Raw genomic sequence first — 17,370 nt, forward strand, 5'->3', positions numbered from 1 at the left:
TACTTAATCTAAAATTTTGTCTTCTGCGAGTTCAATGTCGTGTAACGTTTTATGCAAAAACTGTAACTTATAAATCGATACTTTTAATGCTTCAAGATCCCAGTCATCTTGTTTAAAAAGCTCTCCTAAAGCAGTTTCTTGTTCTTCTGCCATCATTTCAATTTTATCAGCAAAATCCATCAAAGCTGATGCATCTTTTTGCTGAGTTAAATTATCTAACTCTTCACGCAGTTCTAACTGCTGCATTAAAAATTCAGGATCGTTGACTGTATGGTCTTTAGTGGTATCGATATCTTTTTCGATCTGCAACAAATACTGTGCGCGCTTTACTGGGTGCTTCAACACAGCGAATGCATCATTTAATCGAGTGGTTTTCTGCATTGCCAACATTTGCTGCTGACTACCACCTTGGGCATGACGATCGGGGTGAGCCGATTGCAACAAACGCTTTAGCTTGCTCGATAAATCTTTTTGATCGACGAAAAAATTCGGCTCAAGGCCGAATAATTCAAAATAATTTCGCTGCGCATTTGCCATAGTAGGAATTCTTTAGGAAAAGTTATTTATCGATTCAGTTTGCTCGGTAACGAGTTAGAATAAATTTTTTAGGACGAGGCAAATCTAAATTAAAGTGAGGGAGTTTACACCCAGTAAATGACTAAACTTTAATTTAGATTTAACAAAGTCATAAAGAATTTAGGCAGCTCGTTTAGACGGTGAATGACTCACCACACCCACACTCGCCTTTTACGTTAGGATTCACGAATTCAAAACCTTCGTTCAACCCTTCTTTCACAAACTCAAGGTGAGTGCCTTCAAGGTACAGCTTGCTTTTTGGATCGATAATGATTTTAACGCCTTTATCTTCGTACACAATGTCTTCATCGTTTAGCTCGTCGACAAACTCTAGAACGTAAGCCAACCCAGAACAACCTGTGGTAGTGACGCCTAGTCGCACGCCTAAACCTTTGCCACGGTTTTCGAGAAATGACTTTACTCGCTCTGCTGCTGCGTCTGATAAAGTGATCGCCATAAACTAACCTGTACCTATTTCGCTATTACTTGATAGTGTTACTTTTGACTTCTATCTTTAAAGTCTTTTACTGCAGCTTTAATTGCATCTTCTGCAAGAACTGAACAGTGAATTTTCACTGGCGGTAACGCTAGCTCTTCAGCGATATCAGTATTCTTAATCGCTTGCGCTTCATCAACTGTTTTGCCTTTAACCCACTCTGTTACTAGCGAGCTCGATGCAATTGCTGAACCACAGCCATAGGTTTTGAACTTGGCGTCTTCGATAACGCCTTGCTCATTCACTTTAATCTGTAGTTTCATGACGTCACCACAAGCTGGAGCGCCTACCATGCCAGTACCTACAGTTGTATCATCTTTTTCGAACGAACCAACGTTACGTGGGTTCTCATAATGATCAATAACTTTTTCACTATATGCCATAATAATCTCTCCCGCTTAAATTAGTGCGCCTGCCATTCAACTTTAGACAGGTCGATACCTTCTTTGTACATATCCCATAAAGGTGATAGTTCGCGTAAACGACCAATACCTTCACGAACTTTTTCGATCGTGTAGTCGACTTCTTCTTCTGTCGTGAAGCGACCAATGCTGAAACGAATTGAGCTGTGCGCTAATTCGTCATCACGACCTAAAGCACGTAATACGTACGAAGGCTCAAGACTCGCTGATGTACATGCTGAGCCTGAGGACACTGCTAGGTCTTTCAGTGCCATGATGAGTGATTCACCTTCAACAAAGTTGAAGCTGATGTTGATAATTCCCGCGACACGCTGTTCTTCATGACCGTTAAGATACACTTCTTCCATATCATTAACGCCAGACCATAAACGCTCACGTAAACCAATAATACGCTCGTTATCTTTAGCCATGTCTTCTTTGGCGATACGCGCTGCTTCGCCCATGCCAACAATTTGGTGCGTTGGTAAAGTACCTGAACGCATACCACGCTCGTGACCACCGCCGTGCATTTGCGCTTCTAGGCGAACACGAGGTTTACGACGAACATATAATACGCCAACACCTTTAGGGCCATACATTTTGTGGCCAGAGATAGACAATAAGTCAACTTTCGTGTTTTGCACGTCGATAGGTAACTTGCCCGCGCTTTGCGCTGCATCGACATGGAAAATGATTTTACGTTCACGGCATAACTCGCCAATCGCATCGATGTCTTGAACCACACCCGTTTCGTTATTGACGTGCATGATGCTGACAACAATGGTGTCATCACGCAATGCATTCTTGAATTCTTCTAAGTCAACAAGGCCATCGTCTTTAACATCTAAGTAAGTCACTTCGTAACCTTCGCGCTCTAACTGACGAGTCGTGTCAAGCACGGCTTTATGCTCAGTTTTAACAGTAATGATGTGTTTACCTTTTTTGCCGTAAAAGTGCGCTGCACCCTTAATCGCCAAGTTATCTGATTCAGTTGCACCAGAAGTCCACACAATTTCGCGTGGATCGGCGTTGATTAGATCCGCCACATGCTGTCTCGCTTCATCAACAGCCTCCTCCGCTTCCCAGCCAAATTTGTGGGAACGTGACGCAGGGTTACCGTAGATGCCATCAACACTCATGTATTGAACCATCTTCTCGGCAACACGCGGGTCTACCGGCGTGGTTGCTGCATAATCAAGATAGATGGGTAACTTCATTCTCTTCTCCGCTAAATATCAAGCACAATTCAAAATCAACCAAAAGCAATGACGTCTTCTTCGCGAAAACGTACATTTTGGCGTTCAGCCACCTGCTGAACAAAATCTCGTTGGATAACGTGATCTAACGTTATGCCACTCAAAAACTGATAAATCTGGTCGCTTAATTCAGACCATAACTGATGCGATAAACAGACATCGCCACCTTGGCAATCACCTTTTCCATTACAGCGCGTAGCAGTAATGGGTTCGTTTACCGCTAAAACAACCTCTGCAATACTAATTTGCGTTGCGGGGCGCTTTAGTTCGTAACCACCACCTGGCCCACGAACACTATCGACCAAATTGGCCTTCCGCAGTCGTGCAAAAAGTTGCTCAAGATAGGACAACGAAATATGTTGTCTTCCAGAGACTTCTGCCAGTGTTATCGGGCCCTTGCCTGTGTGCAATGCTAAATCCAGCATCGCTGTTACAGCATATCGACCCTTGGTGCTTAACTTCATATCAGTACCTTTACTTCGATAGCTTTATGATCTCATACCCGACTATTTTAGTCAACTTTAGTCAGGTCTGAGCAAGCAATACAAAGCATTAATTAAAGCATTGAAAAATATAGAAATATCGACAAAATGATAAGATAAGCTAATGATAACCATCAGTTGCATAAGTATAAATACCGAGTATTTTGCTCAACTAAATGCAACTGATTCTCATTAATGTAAAATCAATAACTTAAAGATGTTGTAACTAGTATATTGGGTGAAAAGTTTGCCTAATTGTCCGATGAACGGTTTGTGGGTGAATCAGCCCCCTTACTTGAGGCTGTACTAGTGCTGTCTTCATCATAAACCCCGTCAGGATCTTTAAGATCAAAACGTGTCAATTCATCACAGTCAACATCCGGAAGGTCGAGCTCAGCACAATCAATGCCTTGCTTTTTCAATGCACAAGCAATCAATTCCATTTGCTTTTCAAGAGCTCGCGAATGTTCATGAAGGCTTCGAATAGCCTGTGAGATAGGATCTTGCTGCTGGGTACTGATACCGTAGGCTTCGAATACGGTTTGCTCTGTATCTTTCTGACGCGACACCTGACGGGCAGGAATACCGATCATGGTGGTATCTTCCGGAACATCCTTAACCACCACAGCATTAGAACCCACTCGAGCGCCTCGCTCTAGAGTGATAGGGCCAAGCACTTTCGCTCCCGCTCCAATGACGACGTCATTTTTTAATGTCGGGTGTCTCTTACCCTCTTTCCAGCTGGTGCCGCCAAGGGTAACACCATGGTACAAAGTACAGTCGTCCCCAATTTCCGCAGTTTCACCAATCACCACACCCATGCCATGGTCAATAAAAAATCGGCGACCAATTTTAGCGGCTGGATGAATTTCAATGCCGGTGAACCAGCGTGCTAACGTGGATAAAGTTCGAGCTAACCACTTCCAGTTCGCATTCCATAACTTATGGGCAGCGCGGTGCATCCAAATCGCATGCAAACCTGGATAGTTGGTCAGCACTTCAAAGTTATTGCGCGCCGCAGGATCGCGGTGATACACGCTTTTAATGTCTTCTTTGATTCGAGAAAACATTCTACTCCTCGCCACTCTGTTGATTGTTATGCTGAATCTTTGACTGATATTTGATGTGTTTATTCATCGATGCCAAAAAGCCGCGCATGATATTTACTTCAGCCTCAGTTAGCTGTGCTTTTGCAAAGAGTCTGTGCAACCTTGCTGGAAGCAGTTTAGGCTCTTCAGGATCGAAAAAGCCCGTTTCCGTCATCACAGCTTCGAAATGCTTGTACAATCCCTCTGTTTCCTTGACCGTCGCCTTGCGCTCGCTGCCAACCTCTTCGTCGATTGACGCTGACTGTAACGAATTACCCAGCTCTAAAGCTAATAACCGACATTCATAACATATAACCTGAACCGCTGCCGCTAGGTTGAGCGACATATATTCTGGGTTTGCAGGGATATTGACATGATAATGGCATAATTGCAGCTCTTCGTTCAGCAGGCCGGTACTTTCACGACCAAAAACTATCGCCATAGGTAACGCAGTCGCTTCTTTTTGTAGAATCGCTTTGATTTCACGAGGCTCAACCATCGGCCAAGGCAAAGCGCGATTACGGGAGCTGGTTCCAATCACCAAACGGCAATCTTTGACTCCTTCTTCAAGTGACTCAACCACTTCTGCGGTTTCTAAAATATCTGTAGCGCCAGATGAACGGGCTGTCGCTTCATCAGATGGAAAATCTTTGGGTGTAACTAGGACTAAATGCTTGAGGCCCATGGTTTTCATGGCCCGAGCTGCAGCGCCAATATTGCCGGGGTGGCTGGTTTGGCATAATACGATCTTAATCTGCGCCAGAAGATCGTTATTGGATTGCGGTTGAATTAGTTCTGCCATTCACATGAAAAAGTCGATAATTTACAAGAACGTATAGTATCAGAGGCTCAGCCATAACCCCACAATTAATTCTTCCGTTAATAGCGCCATGGTAGGCCAAAATCAAGAAAATGCTATTGAGGACTTCTTAATATCAATAACTTTTGCTATTATTCGCACCGTTTAGCGCTATTGCGCTCATTATTTGTCCAATATGGACTCTGTTCTGACAAGAACTGTTCTTTGACTTTGGTGGTTTATCAATATGAATGCGTACAAAAACATTGCCGTGCGTGCGGCAGAACGTGCTGGAAATTTTGTGGCGAAAGCGTTTGCCAATCGTGACCGTATCATTGCACAAAGCAAAGGTCCTAACGACTTTGTGAGCAATATCGACAAGCAAGCCGAAGAAATCATTATTGATGCCATCAAACACAGCTACCCTGACCATGCTATTCTTGCTGAAGAAAGCGGTCACCAAGGCGACAGCGACACGGTTTGGGTCATCGACCCTATCGACGGTACCACAAACTTCCTTCAAGGCATCCCTCATTTTGCGATATCAATTGCAGTTAAGCAGAAAGGCAAAACCCTAGCGGCTGTTATTTATGATCCGATCAAAGACGAGATGTTTACTGCCAGTAATGGTGGCGGTGCTCAGTTAAACAACACTCGTATTCGCGTCAGCGAGAAGAAAAAGCTGGATAACGCTTTATTGGCGACAGGCTTCCCTTTCCGTGGACATCAAAACCTCGAAGATTACCTGCGCTACTTTGAGACTATTTTCCCTCTATGTGTCGACATGCGTCGCGCTGGAGCTGCATCGCTAGACCTCGCTTATGTTGCTGCTGGTCGTTTAGATGGCTTCTGGGAATTTGGCCTAAGCGAGTGGGATACCGCTGCTGGAATCTTGATTATTAAAGAAGCCGGTGGTTTTGTTGGTGATGTAAAAGGTAACCCTTACCAAGAAAAGTCCAAAAGTATCCTTGCCGCAACGCCAGGGGTCTTCAAGCATTTCATGAAGAATGTAAAAGACCTTTAAATCAGACAACTTATCACCATATAAGTAGCCTAAGATTTGAAATAGACAGACCAAAGATTGTACAATTGGTCTGTCCTCTGACCATTTCACAGTAAGTAACATTCAAAACAAGTAGGTTTTAGAATTATGTCTACCCAAAATCACAACGCTCTATTTGAAGCATTGTGGAACGATTATTTAGCAATTACACCTGATGCAGACGCCATTCATGAAGAATTCAAAGCATTGGGTGATGACATCATCATCAATGATCATATCGCCCTTCGTACCTTTAACGAAGGTGCAATTAACCTTGAGAATATTGGTAGCCACTTAGAGCAGTTTGGCTATAAAGCTGCGGGTGAGTACCACTTCGAGGAAAAGAAACTCTACGCCAAACACTTCCAACATGAGTCAGACGAAGATGCACCAAAAATCTTTGTCAGTGAATTGTTGCTTGAAGAGTTCTCAGCAGAGCTTCAAATGTTCTGCCGTGGCTTAATTGCTGAAGCCAACTGGAACATTCGCAAAGACGGCCTAACCCTCCCTTCTCGTCCATGGGGTAAGATTACTCGTGAAGCTTATGAGCGTTTGCTTGAAGAAAGTGAGTATGCTGCATGGCTAGCCGCATTTGGTTTACGAGCAAACCACTTTACTGTGTCAGTGAACAAGCTGCGTGGTATGGAAAGTCTCGAAGCTGTCAATCAATTCCTAAAAGATAAAGGTTTTGAACTGAATACGAGCGGTGGCGAAATCAAAGGAAACGAAAACGTTTGCTTAAAACAAAGCTCAACCATGGCTAACATCGTCGACTGGGAGTTTAACGGTGGCAAACACCCTATCCGCTCATGTTTCTACGAGTTTGCCGAGCGCTTCCCGATGGAGAATGGCGAGCTATATCAAGGTTTTGTTGCGGCCAGCGCCGACAAAATCTTCGAATCTACTAACGCCGCTTAGGCAAGGTTTATAAGCATAAAAAAACCGCCAAACGGCGGTTTTTTTATGTCTAATATTTAAAACAGTTACAGAGATTCAATTAACTCTGGAACGGCCTTAAACAAATCTTCAACAAGGCCGTAATCAGCGACTTGGAAGATTGGAGCTTCTTCGTCTTTGTTAATTGCAACAATGACTTTCGAGTCTTTCATTCCTGCCAAGTGCTGAATCGCACCCGAGATACCGACAGCAATATACAACTCTGGAGCTACGATTTTACCCGTTTGACCAACCTGGTAATCGTTCGGAACAAATCCTGCATCTACCGCTGCACGCGATGCACCAACAGCTGCACCTAGCTTGTCCGCTAGAGTTTCTAGCATCTCAAAGTTTTCGCCGTTACCCATGCCACGACCACCAGAAACAACAACACGCGCTGTTCCTAAATCAGGACGCTCTGATTCAGTTAACTCTTCACCAACATAGTTGCTCAACTCGGTATGAGTTCCTGCATCAACGTTTTCAATTGAAGCTGAACCACCTTCCGTCGCCAGCGCATCAAATGCTGTGGCACGAACAGTAATTACTTTTTTGGCATCGTTACTTTTGACCGTCGCAATAGCGTTACCGGCATAAACAGGACGTTTAAAAGTATCATCAGACTCAATCGCGATAATATCTGAAATTTGCTGAACGTCTAATAACGCCGAAATACGTGGCATCATGTTTTTACCAAACGTCGACGCTGGCGCTAAGATATGCGAGTAGTCGCCTTCTTGAGCCATCACTGCTTTTTCTACGTCTTCAGCAAGTAAATGCTCTAAGTACTCAGCCTGTGCTAGAAGCACTTTATCCACGCCTTCTGCTTTCGCAGCTTGCTCTGCTACCGACTGGCAGTTATGACCAGCGACTAAAACAACGGTATCACCATTAAGTTCTTTCGCAGCAGCAATGGTACTGTAAGTCGAAGCCTGTAATTCGCTATTATCGTGCTCTGCAATTACTAAAGTCGTCATTTAGATCACCTTCGCTTCGTTCTTTAACTTTTCAACCAATTCTGCAACCGACTCAACCTTAATGCCTTCGCTACGCTCAGGTGGGTTTTCAACGCTGATCGTTTCTGTACGATTCGCAGTATCAACGCCTAGGTCTGCCAACGCAATTTCATCAAGCGGCTTACGCTTTGCTTTCATGATATTTGGAAGCGATGCAAAACGAGGTTCGTTTAGACGAAGGTCAGTGGTAACAACCGCAGGAAGTTTCAACTCAATAGTTTGTAAACCGCCATCAATTTCACGCGTCACTTTTGTTTTACCATCTTCAACTTCAACTTCTGAAGCAAAGGTACCTTGGCCCCAACCTAAAAGTGCGCCAAGCATTTGGCCCGTTTGGTTGTTATCGCCATCAATCGATTGCTTACCAAGAAGCACCATTTCAGGACCTTCTTGCTCAACAACTTTCTTTAATGTTTTAGCTACAGCTAGAGGCTCTAAAGCGTCATCCGTTTTAACCAAGATAGCTTTATCAGCACCGAGTGCTAATGCTGTACGCAAAGTCTCTTGGCATTGCTGATTACCAATAGAAACTGCGACGACTTCAGAAGCAATGCCTTTTTCTTTTAGGCGAACCGCTTCTTCAACAGCAATTTCACAGAATGGATTCATAGACATTTTTACGTTAGCAGTTTCCACACCGCTACTGTCTGGCTTCACACGAACCTTTACGTTCGCGTCAATTACTCGTTTTATTGCAACTAGAATTTTCATGAAAACCCTATCGTATGTATAATCTCTGCCAAATATAGACGATTTAAGCGCCTATCTTTTGTAAAATAGGGCGTAATGGTGACGTTTTACTGGCTTAAGGTCAATAGTTGATAGTGATTTTAGCCATATTTTGAATGATTTTTAATCAATTTTAAGAGGAGATCTAGGTGGAACGCGAATTTATGGAGTTTGATGTTGTGATAGTTGGCGCTGGCCCTTCAGGCTTATCAGCTGCTATCAAACTACGCCAATTAGCCATCGAGAGCGATAAAGAATTGATGGTGTGTGTGGTTGAGAAAGGCTCAGAGGTTGGTGCCCATATCTTATCAGGTGCCGTGATTGAGCCAACAGCACTGAATGAGTTAATTCCTGACTGGGAAGAAAAAGGTGCGCCACTCAACACTAAGGTTACAGGCGACTCCATCTACCTCATGCGCAATGAAGAAAAGGCTCTAAAAGTGCCTAACTTTTTTGTACCTAAAACCATGCATAATGATGGCAACTATATTATCAGTCTTGGTAACTTATGCCGCTGGTTGGCAGAGCAAGCTGAAGCGTTAGGCGTTGAAATCTTTCCTGGTTTCGCGGCGTCCGAAGTTCTGTATAACGACGACGGCTCAGTTAAAGGTATTGCTACAGGCGATATGGGTATTGGTAGAGACGGCGAAAAGAAAGACGGTTATATGCCAGGTATGGAGCTGCACGCAAAATACACCCTCTTCGCAGAAGGTTGCCGTGGTCACCTAGGTAAAGAGTTGATCAGTAAATTTAATCTTGATGAAGGTAAAGAACCGCAGCACTACGGCATTGGTATTAAAGAGCTATGGAAAGTTCCTGCAGAACAACACCAAGAAGGTTTAGTGGTTCATACTGCCGGTTGGCCGTTAAGTGAGTCAGGTTCTGCTGGTGGCGGTTTTTTATACCACATTGAAGACAATCAAGTCGTCGTGGGCTTAATTACTGACCTCTCCTACTCGAATCCTCACGTCAGTCCATTCCACGAGTTTCAACGCTACAAACACCAGAAAGTGATTAAGCAGTACTTAGAGGGCGGTGAACGCATTTCTTACGGCGCTAGGGCCTTAACTAAAGGCGGTCTTCAGTCGCAACCTAAGATGGCTTTCCCCGGCGGTCTATTAATTGGTGATAATGCTGGCACCTTAAACTTTGCTAAAATCAAAGGTACTCATACAGCCATGAAATCTGGCATGGTCGCTGCTGAAACCATTATGGCTGCCTTTGGTGGTAATCGTGCCAATGATGAGCTTACTGAGTACGATGCCAACTACAAAGTATCTTGGGCTTATCGTGAGCTACATCAGCAGCGCAACTTCGGCCCAGCGCAACATAAATGGGGCAATTTCATAGGTTCCGCCTATGCGTTCATTGATTTGAATATTTTCAATGGTAAATTGCCTTGGACACTCAGTGACCCAAAACCTGATTATGCTCAGATGAAGCCTGCAGATCAGTGCAAAAAGATCAACTATCCAAAGCCTGATGGAAAGTTGTCCTTTGACAAACTATCTTCAGTGTTTGTATCCAATACCAACCACGAAGAAGATCAGCCGGTCCACTTGAAACTACAAGATAAGTCGATTCCTATTGACGTAAATCTAGAAAAGTATGACGAGCCCGCACAACGTTACTGTCCTGCAGGTGTTTACGAAGTCGTTCGTGATGATGACGGTAATAACCCACAGTTTGTTATTAATGCTCAAAACTGTGTTCACTGTAAAACATGCGACATTAAAGATCCAAGCCAGAACATTACTTGGGTAACCCCAGAAGGTGCTGGTGGCCCTAACTATCCTAATATGTAAATATTATTCAGTTTAGGATCAAAAAAGCCTCCACTTGGAGGCTTTTTTATTTAACACTGAGCGTTTAACTTAAACGTCTTCTCAACCCGAGAGCTGCGAGTATCGCAACAAGCGCAACAGGCAAGCTACCACCGCCATCACTTGGACCTGGTTCCTCAGTTCCACAGTCTTCAACAGGCTCACCAGTTGGATCTAAACGGAATGCTCGTACCTCGCCCTCAAATGACCCGAAACCTACGATTTGTCCTGAATCATTAATCGCTGTAGCTTCGGTTAATTTCCAGCCAGAATCGCAAGAGATCAAGGTATTAAGATCCTTCATTTCACCATCTTCGTGAATAAATGCTGCGTACTCATCAAGAGTAGGAACAGACACTAACGCTTTACCCACGACCTGCCCCATATTGTTAATGTCACGAGCTCGCGAGTCATTAAATCTTGGGTCAATAAATCCTAACGTTGTAATCTCACTGTCGCCCGCCGACATGTTAATGTAGAAGGCTTCCCTTAAATCACGAGTACCTGAAATGTAGATACTTCCAACGACTTCGTCGTTCATATTAATACCCTGAGCGAAAATAGCTCGGTTATCTATGGAAGGGATTTCTTCTAATGTTTCAATATCATCTACTGATGCAATATACGACTTGATGGTTGTTTCAGAGTCACTAATGTCGAAGTCTGTGAAACCAGTGATTCTGCCATTGTCATTGATGCCAGTGATATAAGAGCGCTTACTAATATCGTCTGTGAAAGGAGTCACCATTGAGTAAGTGTCTGTATTCCTATCATAGATAAAGCCTCGGTCTGTACCCGAAAGCTCATCGTCCGGGTTGAGATCAATTCGCCCAACCAAAAATATCTGATTATTGTTATTGATACCAAACGCTCGAGTGTTGTCTACATTTTCTTGGCTTGGCAACTCAATTAAGTTACCCATTTCAAAGATAGTAGCGTAAACATCACTAACAATAGTACTACTTCCGTCTGAGGTGCTTTCAGTGATTTTATTACTGAAGCCCACGGCAGTCATCGCATCGTTAATTCCGACAGCTTGGCTAATGGTTCCTTCAGGGTAGACACCTAAGTCGGTATTACCGCTTTCGTCGAAAAGTGCTGCATGCGCAAAAAATTGCCCTTCATTCTCTTCGCTTGGTACGCTGGCATAGCCTACAACCTGGCCTGCTTGATTGACATCAAAAGCAACGCTCATGGTTCCACCAAGACCACCCAAGTCAACAACTTCATATGGGGCGGCTAATGATGCAGAAGTCATTGCAGAAATACTTAGCGCAAGTAATGTTTTTGTCATTTTAAATTTCATTCAATCTCTCTTTACAAACTGAGTCAGTGTGTTGTTACTGAATTACAGCGTCTGGTTGAGCTTCTGGCTTAGCGTCTTTAAATGCGTCTAGCGTCAAACAATGCTGCTCAATCTCTACTAAGCGAGGAAAGTCGCTCAAGTCTACATTAAAACGTCTTGCATTGTATATTTGTGACACTAAAAATACGTCAGCCAATGTTAATTCTTCGCCAAAGCAAAAAGGCCCTTGCGACTGGTAGTCTTTAAGCATACGTTCAATAGCCGTGAAACCTTTAATAATCCAATGCGCATACCAGGTATCTTTTTGTTCATCACTAACATTCAGTTCACCTTTTAAGTATTGCAACACACGCAAGTTATCTAGGGGATGAATGTCACATGCAATGATTTGGCATACACTTCTGACTTTAGCCTTCAAGAAAGGTTCACTTGGTAACAGCGAAGGGCCATCGTAAACATCATCAAGATACTCACAAATGGCCATCGACTGACTCAGGAGCTTACCATTATCATCCAATAACGGAACCAGCTCCTGAGGATTTTTTTCAGCATATTCAGGTTTATGTTGCTCACCACCATCCTTAACAAGATGTATGGGTATGATGGAATAAGACAAACGCTTGATATTTAAGGCAGCACGTACACGGTAAGCCGCGGTCGATCGCCAGTAACTATAAAGCTTCAACATAAACCCTCTCCTTAACTATGCTTCTAATTAAGCGTCGTATTTCTCAACAACTTGGTTGATTTGTCCGAAAATGCTATCACCATTGTCATCGAACATTTCGATAGTCACACGGTCACCGAACTGCATGAATGGTGTTGATGGCTTGCCATCTTCGATAATCTCCAACATACGAACTTCTGCTAAGCACGAAGAGCCAACAGAACGGTCTTTGTTCGAAATCGTACCCGAACCAACGATACAGCCCGCTGCTAAGTCACGAGTTTTCGCCGCGTGTGCAACTAGTGTTGGAAAGTCAAACACCATGTCTACGCCACAATCAGGGTGACCTAACTCTTTATCATTCAAGTGTGTGATCAAAGGAAGGAACACTTTCTTGCCGTCCCACTTATCACCTAACTCGTCAGGAGTAACGGCGACAGGTGAAAACGCTGATGAAGGCTTAGATTGGAAGAAGCCAAAACCTTTAGCAAGCTCACCTGGAATTAAGTTACGCAAAGACACGTCATTAACGGTCATTAACAAGCGAATTTCTTTTTCAGCTTGCTCAGGCGTAGCGCCCATAGGAACGTCGCCTGTAATCACGGCTACTTCGGCTTCCATATCGATGCCATACTCTTCGCTAGCCATCTTGATATTCTCACGTGGCCCTAAGAACGTATCGCTACCGCCCTGATACATTAATGGATCGGTCCAGAACGTTTCTGGCATCTCTGCGTTACGAGCTTTGCGCACCAACTCAACGTGGTTTACATAAGCGCTACCATCAGCCCACTGATAAGCACGTGGGAGTGGCGATTCACAAGAATCTTGCTCGAAGTCCATCGCATCAGCGATTTGACCGTCATTAAGCTCTTGATACGTTTTTTCTAGCTTTGGCTTAAAAGTATTCCACTCATCCAAAGCAGCTTGCAATGTTTTTACATAGTCAACTTTAGTTGCCTTTGTCAGATCTTTACTTACGACAACTAACTGACCATCACGAGAACCATCTCTTAACGTCGCTAATTTCATTTTGTCATCCTAATTCTGTATGTGTTCTGTTGCTAGTACCCTTTGATATGGCATCAACAACACTAAATTCAACCGCTTAGGCCATTACTTATAATTTGACCTAAGCACTAATAACGAGAATTTTTGAGCTCTGACGCGGCATTTTTTACGCGCAGTTCACGATAGTATATTCAATACGTGAGTGGACGAGCATAAAAAATAACAAAGTCAGAGCTTAAAAAGGCCGTTATTTACGCTTTATTCGGAAGCTTTCCAACTATTACAATAGTCCGGATTTTCAACCCCTGCCATTGCATCACCAACTTCCAGCGCATCGCGCGTATCCAGCATTACTGCCACTTCATCCGTCTCTTTCTTAGCGTGCTTACGCCCTGCTTCGAAAGCTTTTGGATGTGGGCCGTGGGTAAAGCCTGATGGATGGAACGTCACCATGCCTGCATCGATGTTATCACGGCTGAAAAAGTCACCAGCGTGATAGAACAAGACTTCATCGAAGTCGTCGTTGTTGTGATAAAACGGCACTTTTAATGCACCTGGATCCGACTCAATCGGTCTTGGCACAAAAGTACACACCACAAAGCGACTGGCAACGAACGTTGTGTGCGCTGATGGCGGTAAGTGATAACGGTGCGACATCAATGGACGAATATCACGCCAGTTAATGCGAACCACTGACAAGTCACCGTGCCAACCAATAGCATCTAGCGGCGAATAGTTGTACTGCACGCGTGACAACTGACCACGACGTTTAATCTCAACCGCCCATGGCGTATCGTCTTGCTGTGCTTTGAACTTGTCATTGATGCTTGGCACGTCCAACATCGCAGGATCAAATATCGCCTGCGGCCCAACTAAGCCTTTGTCAGGCAATTGGTAGCTATCGTTGGTGGCTTCAATCAGTAGCATGGTCATTGGATCTTGCGGCTCAATACGCCACATAGTGCCGCGAGGGATAACCACATAATCACCCTCACGAATTTCCATATGACCATAGTCACAGAATAAATCGCCCTGACCTTTATGAATGAACAACAACTCGTCACCGTCACCGTTACGAGCTAGGTTCATCATTGCTTCGTTACAGTTCCAAATACGGAATCGGCAGTGTGCGTTGTACAATAAACTCTCAGCACCCCAAGGTGAGTTCGAGTTTTTGTCTAAGTTGTTTAGGTCAAAGGCACGCGGACGCAACGGCCCTTCCCACTTTTCCCACGCGGTTGGCGGGTTCTTGTGGTGAAAGTGAGCCGTTGGACCGAAGAAACCGCTTCGGCCCGCTTCACGCTCGTATGGTGCTTCTTCTGGTAAATCTGCGTGAGCTTGGCGCGAAATGGTTCCTTCCTTATGAGGGAAAGCAATCCATTTACGCATCTTAAATCACTCCACGTTTTTGCTGGTCAAGTTCGATTGACTCAAACAACGCCTTAAAGTTACCTTCGCCGAAGCCTTGGTTACCTTTACGCTGAATGATCTCAAAGAAAATTGGGCCAATCACTGTGTTGGTGAAAATTTGTAGCAAAATACCTTCTTCGTGATCCAAAGAACCGTCGATTAAGATACGGTTTTTACGAAGCTTATCCACGTCTTCGTGGTGCTCTGGAATACGCTTTGGAATCATGTCGTAGTAAGTTTCAGGCGTATCCATGAACTCCATACCGCCTTCACGAAGTTTCTCGATCGTACCGTAAATATCTTCTGTCGATAGTGCGATATGCTGAATGCCTTCACCGTTATACTCTTTCAAGTACTCTTCGATTTGCGACTTGTCGTCTGCAGATTCGTTAATTGGGATACGAAGTTTGTTACAAGGACCCGTCATTGCTTTTGAGAATAAGCCAGTTTGCTTACCTTCAATGTCGAAGTAACGAATTTCACGGAAGTTCGCAATGTTCTCGTAGAACGTCGCCCAAACATCCATGCCACCACGCTTAACGTTGTGAGTTAAGTGATCAAGTGTTTGCAAGCCCATGCCTCGAGGGAATTCTTCAACACCCTCATGGAAGTTGAAGTCATCTTGATAGATGTTGTTCTCTTTGCCCCACTTATCGACAAAATACAGCACCGAACCACCGATACCGTATACGCCTGGGTGAGCATTATGCTCTTCTTTATCGAAAGGCTCTGCACCCTTCTCTACCGCGTACTCAAACGCTTTCTGAGCATCTTCAACACGCCAAGCCATAGCGCAGGCACATGGGCCGTGTAGCTTGCTGAATTCTTGGAAATAACCTTCAGTTTCACCATTAACGATAAAGTTAATGTCACCTTGACGGTATAAGAAGACTTCTTTTGACTTGTGTTTAGCGACTTCAGTAAAGCCCAGCAGCTCAAACAAATCTTTTAGTTTTTTTACGCCTTCTGCGTCTGGTGCCGAATATTCAACAAACTCAAAACCGTCTGTTCCAAGTGGATTAAAAGTAGTATCAGTCATTTTATAAACTCCTCATTGTGAGGTGGAATTACGTTCCTTTTGGCCCTGCTAATCAGTTCTTTTAGGACTCTATTCATTAAAACAAACGAACCATAGACGCAGCTTTAAAGACCAAAAGACCAAATTAATTGAAATAGGTATTCCTACGCTTTGCTCCATTGAGCGCGTATTTGAGCCGCAACGATGAACGTTGGGATGAGTTGTTTATTCAAATTCAATAACATAAATTCAAAATTTAAAGCAATTTCAAGGCTTTAACTATCCCTCTATTATGCAACAGCCCACGACATTTCACAATCTCGCGGGCTGCAGAAATGGAGTTCGAAACCTTAACTTGCTTTCTGTTCTTCCTTTGGTGGATATAACGGTTCACGTAAACCAAGGCGCTTCGCCTCTTTTACCATTCCCATCACGTCACCGTTCGCTAAGTCAAACAATTGCTTAAAGTCGTCAATCACGAAGTATTTCGGTTGCATGATATCAATGCGGTACGGCGTACGTAACATCTCAATCGGATCAAATGGCGCACGAACGACTTCAGGATCTTCCAAGCTATGCGGTGTTTCACCAATAGATGACAAAATCCCACCACCATAAATTCGTTGACCTTCCGCAGTATTGATTAAGCCAAATTCAACGGTGAACCAATATAAGCGTGCTAAGTAGACGCGATCTTCTTTGCTCGCTTCGTAGCCTAGTTTACCGTAAGCCGCTGTAAACTCAGCAAAATACGGATTGGTGAGCATCGCCGTGTGACCGTAGATTTCATGGAATACATCCGGCTCTTGCAAATAGTCCATCTCTTCACGAGTACGGATAAAAGTCGCACATGGAAATTTCTTATCCGCAAGCAAGGCAAAGAACTTGTCGAAGTTAATCAGCGCAGGAACCCACGCCACTTCCCAGCCTGTTTCTTTAAGCAAAACACTAGAAACTTCTTCAAGCTGTGGAATACGATCGTGAGGAAGATTGATTTTCTCAAGACCTTCGAAATACTCAGGGCAGGCACGACCTTCGATAAGCTTCTCTTGACGAGCCATTAACTCGCTCCAAATCTGATGCTCTTCGTCGGTGTAGTGAATAAAACCATCTTCGTCCATCGGACGTGCTTTATATTTTGTACCTTTAGCCATATACCTACCTAAATCTGTTGTAACTAATCTATTGAGATTAATAAATGTCTATGTTCTGTCTATAACACTCTATTATAACGCAACAAAACATATTATCAGGTCTGATCCCTTAGGTTGACCTGACAGGCGCACACATTATTACAGTTCACATCACAAAAAC

18 protein-coding genes are annotated in these 17,370 nt (G+C 43.9%); 3 read left to right on the top strand and 15 right to left on the bottom strand.

Features of this window, described 5'->3' with window-relative positions:
• Positions 1-3: 3 nt before the first annotated feature.
• The 7 genes from hscB to KFK88_RS10760 form a co-directional block, all read right to left on the bottom strand.
• Positions 4-537: a Fe-S protein assembly co-chaperone HscB gene (hscB, locus tag KFK88_RS10730; protein ID WP_223579504.1), complete on the bottom strand. Its 534-nt coding sequence runs from the start codon at positions 535-537 to the stop codon at positions 4-6.
• Positions 538-709: 172 nt separating this feature from the next.
• Positions 710-1,033, bottom strand: coding sequence for an iron-sulfur cluster assembly protein IscA (gene iscA, locus KFK88_RS10735; protein ID WP_223579505.1), 324 nt, complete (start codon positions 1,031-1,033; stop codon positions 710-712).
• Between the two features lie 38 nt (positions 1,034-1,071).
• Positions 1,072-1,455 carry a Fe-S cluster assembly scaffold IscU gene (gene iscU / locus KFK88_RS10740; RefSeq protein WP_223579507.1) on the bottom strand — a complete coding sequence of 128 codons (384 nt, stop codon included), beginning with the start codon at positions 1,453-1,455 and terminating at the stop codon, positions 1,072-1,074.
• 20 nt (positions 1,456-1,475) lie between these two features.
• Positions 1,476-2,690, bottom strand: coding sequence for an IscS subfamily cysteine desulfurase (locus KFK88_RS10745; protein WP_223579509.1), 1,215 nt, complete (start codon positions 2,688-2,690; stop codon positions 1,476-1,478).
• Between the two features lie 35 nt (positions 2,691-2,725).
• Positions 2,726-3,193, bottom strand: a complete 468-nt coding sequence (locus KFK88_RS10750; RefSeq protein ID WP_223579510.1) for an Rrf2 family transcriptional regulator — start codon at positions 3,191-3,193, stop codon at positions 2,726-2,728.
• Positions 3,194-3,462: 269 nt separating this feature from the next.
• Positions 3,463-4,281 (bottom strand): serine O-acetyltransferase, encoded by an 819-nt coding sequence (gene cysE / locus KFK88_RS10755; RefSeq protein WP_223579512.1) that lies wholly within the window; start codon positions 4,279-4,281, stop codon positions 3,463-3,465.
• Between the two features lies 1 nt (position 4,282).
• The gene (locus KFK88_RS10760) at positions 4,283-5,101 is read right to left on the bottom strand and encodes an RNA methyltransferase (protein WP_223579515.1); all 819 of its coding nucleotides are present in this window, start codon (positions 5,099-5,101) and stop codon (positions 4,283-4,285) included.
• Positions 5,102-5,345: 244 nt separating this feature from the next.
• On the opposite strand from KFK88_RS10760, the gene KFK88_RS10765 reads away from it, so the two are divergent.
• Positions 5,346-6,122: an inositol monophosphatase family protein gene (locus KFK88_RS10765; protein ID WP_223579518.1), complete on the top strand. Its 777-nt coding sequence runs from the start codon at positions 5,346-5,348 to the stop codon at positions 6,120-6,122.
• Between the two features lie 126 nt (positions 6,123-6,248).
• The gene (locus tag KFK88_RS10770; RefSeq protein ID WP_223579521.1) at positions 6,249-7,058 is read left to right on the top strand and encodes a DUF1338 domain-containing protein; all 810 of its coding nucleotides are present in this window, start codon (positions 6,249-6,251) and stop codon (positions 7,056-7,058) included.
• 65 nt (positions 7,059-7,123) lie between these two features.
• Here KFK88_RS10770 and KFK88_RS10775 read toward each other — a convergent pair whose 3' ends face one another.
• Both KFK88_RS10775 and KFK88_RS10780 read right to left on the bottom strand, forming a co-directional pair.
• Positions 7,124-8,053: an electron transfer flavoprotein subunit alpha/FixB family protein gene (locus tag KFK88_RS10775; protein WP_223579523.1), complete on the bottom strand. Its 930-nt coding sequence runs from the start codon at positions 8,051-8,053 to the stop codon at positions 7,124-7,126.
• A complete protein-coding gene (locus KFK88_RS10780) occupies positions 8,054-8,803 on the bottom strand; it encodes an electron transfer flavoprotein subunit beta/FixA family protein (protein ID WP_223579525.1) in 750 nt (249 codons plus the stop codon).
• Positions 8,804-8,970: 167 nt separating this feature from the next.
• Between KFK88_RS10780 and KFK88_RS10785 the strand changes: the two genes are divergently transcribed.
• Entirely contained in the window at positions 8,971-10,626 is a 1,656-nt protein-coding gene (locus tag KFK88_RS10785) for an electron transfer flavoprotein-ubiquinone oxidoreductase (protein ID WP_223579527.1), read from the top strand.
• A 64-nt stretch (positions 10,627-10,690) separates the two neighbouring features.
• Here the strand turns inward: KFK88_RS10785 and KFK88_RS10790 are convergent, their stop codons facing one another.
• From KFK88_RS10790 to phhA, 6 genes are all read right to left on the bottom strand, one after another.
• Positions 10,691-11,950: a DUF3466 family protein gene (locus tag KFK88_RS10790; RefSeq protein WP_223579529.1), complete on the bottom strand. Its 1,260-nt coding sequence runs from the start codon at positions 11,948-11,950 to the stop codon at positions 10,691-10,693.
• A gap of 34 nt (positions 11,951-11,984) precedes the next feature.
• Positions 11,985-12,638 (bottom strand): maleylacetoacetate isomerase, encoded by a 654-nt coding sequence (gene maiA / locus KFK88_RS10795; RefSeq protein ID WP_223579531.1) that lies wholly within the window; start codon positions 12,636-12,638, stop codon positions 11,985-11,987.
• Positions 12,639-12,665: 27 nt separating this feature from the next.
• Positions 12,666-13,649 carry a fumarylacetoacetate hydrolase family protein gene (locus tag KFK88_RS10800; RefSeq protein WP_223579533.1) on the bottom strand — a complete coding sequence of 328 codons (984 nt, stop codon included), beginning with the start codon at positions 13,647-13,649 and terminating at the stop codon, positions 12,666-12,668.
• Positions 13,650-13,886: 237 nt separating this feature from the next.
• Entirely contained in the window at positions 13,887-15,017 is a 1,131-nt protein-coding gene (locus tag KFK88_RS10805; RefSeq protein WP_223579535.1) for a homogentisate 1,2-dioxygenase, read from the bottom strand.
• A gap of 1 nt (position 15,018) precedes the next feature.
• Positions 15,019-16,077, bottom strand: a complete 1,059-nt coding sequence (hppD, locus tag KFK88_RS10810) for a 4-hydroxyphenylpyruvate dioxygenase (protein ID WP_223579537.1) — start codon at positions 16,075-16,077, stop codon at positions 15,019-15,021.
• Positions 16,078-16,406: 329 nt separating this feature from the next.
• Positions 16,407-17,210 carry a phenylalanine 4-monooxygenase gene (phhA, locus tag KFK88_RS10815; RefSeq protein WP_223579540.1) on the bottom strand — a complete coding sequence of 268 codons (804 nt, stop codon included), beginning with the start codon at positions 17,208-17,210 and terminating at the stop codon, positions 16,407-16,409.
• Between the last annotated feature and the right edge of the window lie 160 nt (positions 17,211-17,370).

It is taken from the genome of Kangiella taiwanensis (assembly GCF_020005165.1).
Taxonomy (GTDB): Bacteria; Pseudomonadota; Gammaproteobacteria; order Enterobacterales; family Kangiellaceae; genus Kangiella; species Kangiella taiwanensis.

Excerpts from the sequence above, each read along its gene's own strand:
- hscB (WP_223579504.1), bottom strand. The coding sequence starts at position 537 with ATGGCAAATGCGCAGCGAAATTATTTTGAATTATTCGGCCTTGAGCCG.
- iscA (WP_223579505.1), bottom strand. The coding sequence starts at position 1,033 with ATGGCGATCACTTTATCAGACGCAGCAGCAGAGCGAGTAAAGTCATTT.
- iscU (WP_223579507.1), bottom strand. The coding sequence starts at position 1,455 with ATGGCATATAGTGAAAAAGTTATTGATCATTATGAGAACCCACGTAAC.
- KFK88_RS10745 (WP_223579509.1), bottom strand. The coding sequence starts at position 2,690 with ATGAAGTTACCCATCTATCTTGATTATGCAGCAACCACGCCGGTAGAC.
- KFK88_RS10750 (WP_223579510.1), bottom strand. The coding sequence starts at position 3,193 with ATGAAGTTAAGCACCAAGGGTCGATATGCTGTAACAGCGATGCTGGAT.
- cysE (WP_223579512.1), bottom strand. The coding sequence starts at position 4,281 with ATGTTTTCTCGAATCAAAGAAGACATTAAAAGCGTGTATCACCGCGAT.
- KFK88_RS10760 (WP_223579515.1), bottom strand. The coding sequence starts at position 5,101 with ATGGCAGAACTAATTCAACCGCAATCCAATAACGATCTTCTGGCGCAG.
- KFK88_RS10765 (WP_223579518.1), top strand. The coding sequence starts at position 5,346 with ATGAATGCGTACAAAAACATTGCCGTGCGTGCGGCAGAACGTGCTGGA.
- KFK88_RS10770 (WP_223579521.1), top strand. The coding sequence starts at position 6,249 with ATGTCTACCCAAAATCACAACGCTCTATTTGAAGCATTGTGGAACGAT.
- KFK88_RS10775 (WP_223579523.1), bottom strand. The coding sequence starts at position 8,053 with ATGACGACTTTAGTAATTGCAGAGCACGATAATAGCGAATTACAGGCT.
- KFK88_RS10780 (WP_223579525.1), bottom strand. The coding sequence starts at position 8,803 with ATGAAAATTCTAGTTGCAATAAAACGAGTAATTGACGCGAACGTAAAG.
- KFK88_RS10790 (WP_223579529.1), bottom strand. The coding sequence starts at position 11,950 with ATGAAATTTAAAATGACAAAAACATTACTTGCGCTAAGTATTTCTGCA.
- maiA (WP_223579531.1), bottom strand. The coding sequence starts at position 12,638 with ATGTTGAAGCTTTATAGTTACTGGCGATCGACCGCGGCTTACCGTGTA.
- KFK88_RS10800 (WP_223579533.1), bottom strand. The coding sequence starts at position 13,649 with ATGAAATTAGCGACGTTAAGAGATGGTTCTCGTGATGGTCAGTTAGTT.
- KFK88_RS10805 (WP_223579535.1), bottom strand. The coding sequence starts at position 15,017 with ATGCGTAAATGGATTGCTTTCCCTCATAAGGAAGGAACCATTTCGCGC.
- hppD (WP_223579537.1), bottom strand. The coding sequence starts at position 16,077 with ATGACTGATACTACTTTTAATCCACTTGGAACAGACGGTTTTGAGTTT.
- phhA (WP_223579540.1), bottom strand. The coding sequence starts at position 17,210 with ATGGCTAAAGGTACAAAATATAAAGCACGTCCGATGGACGAAGATGGT.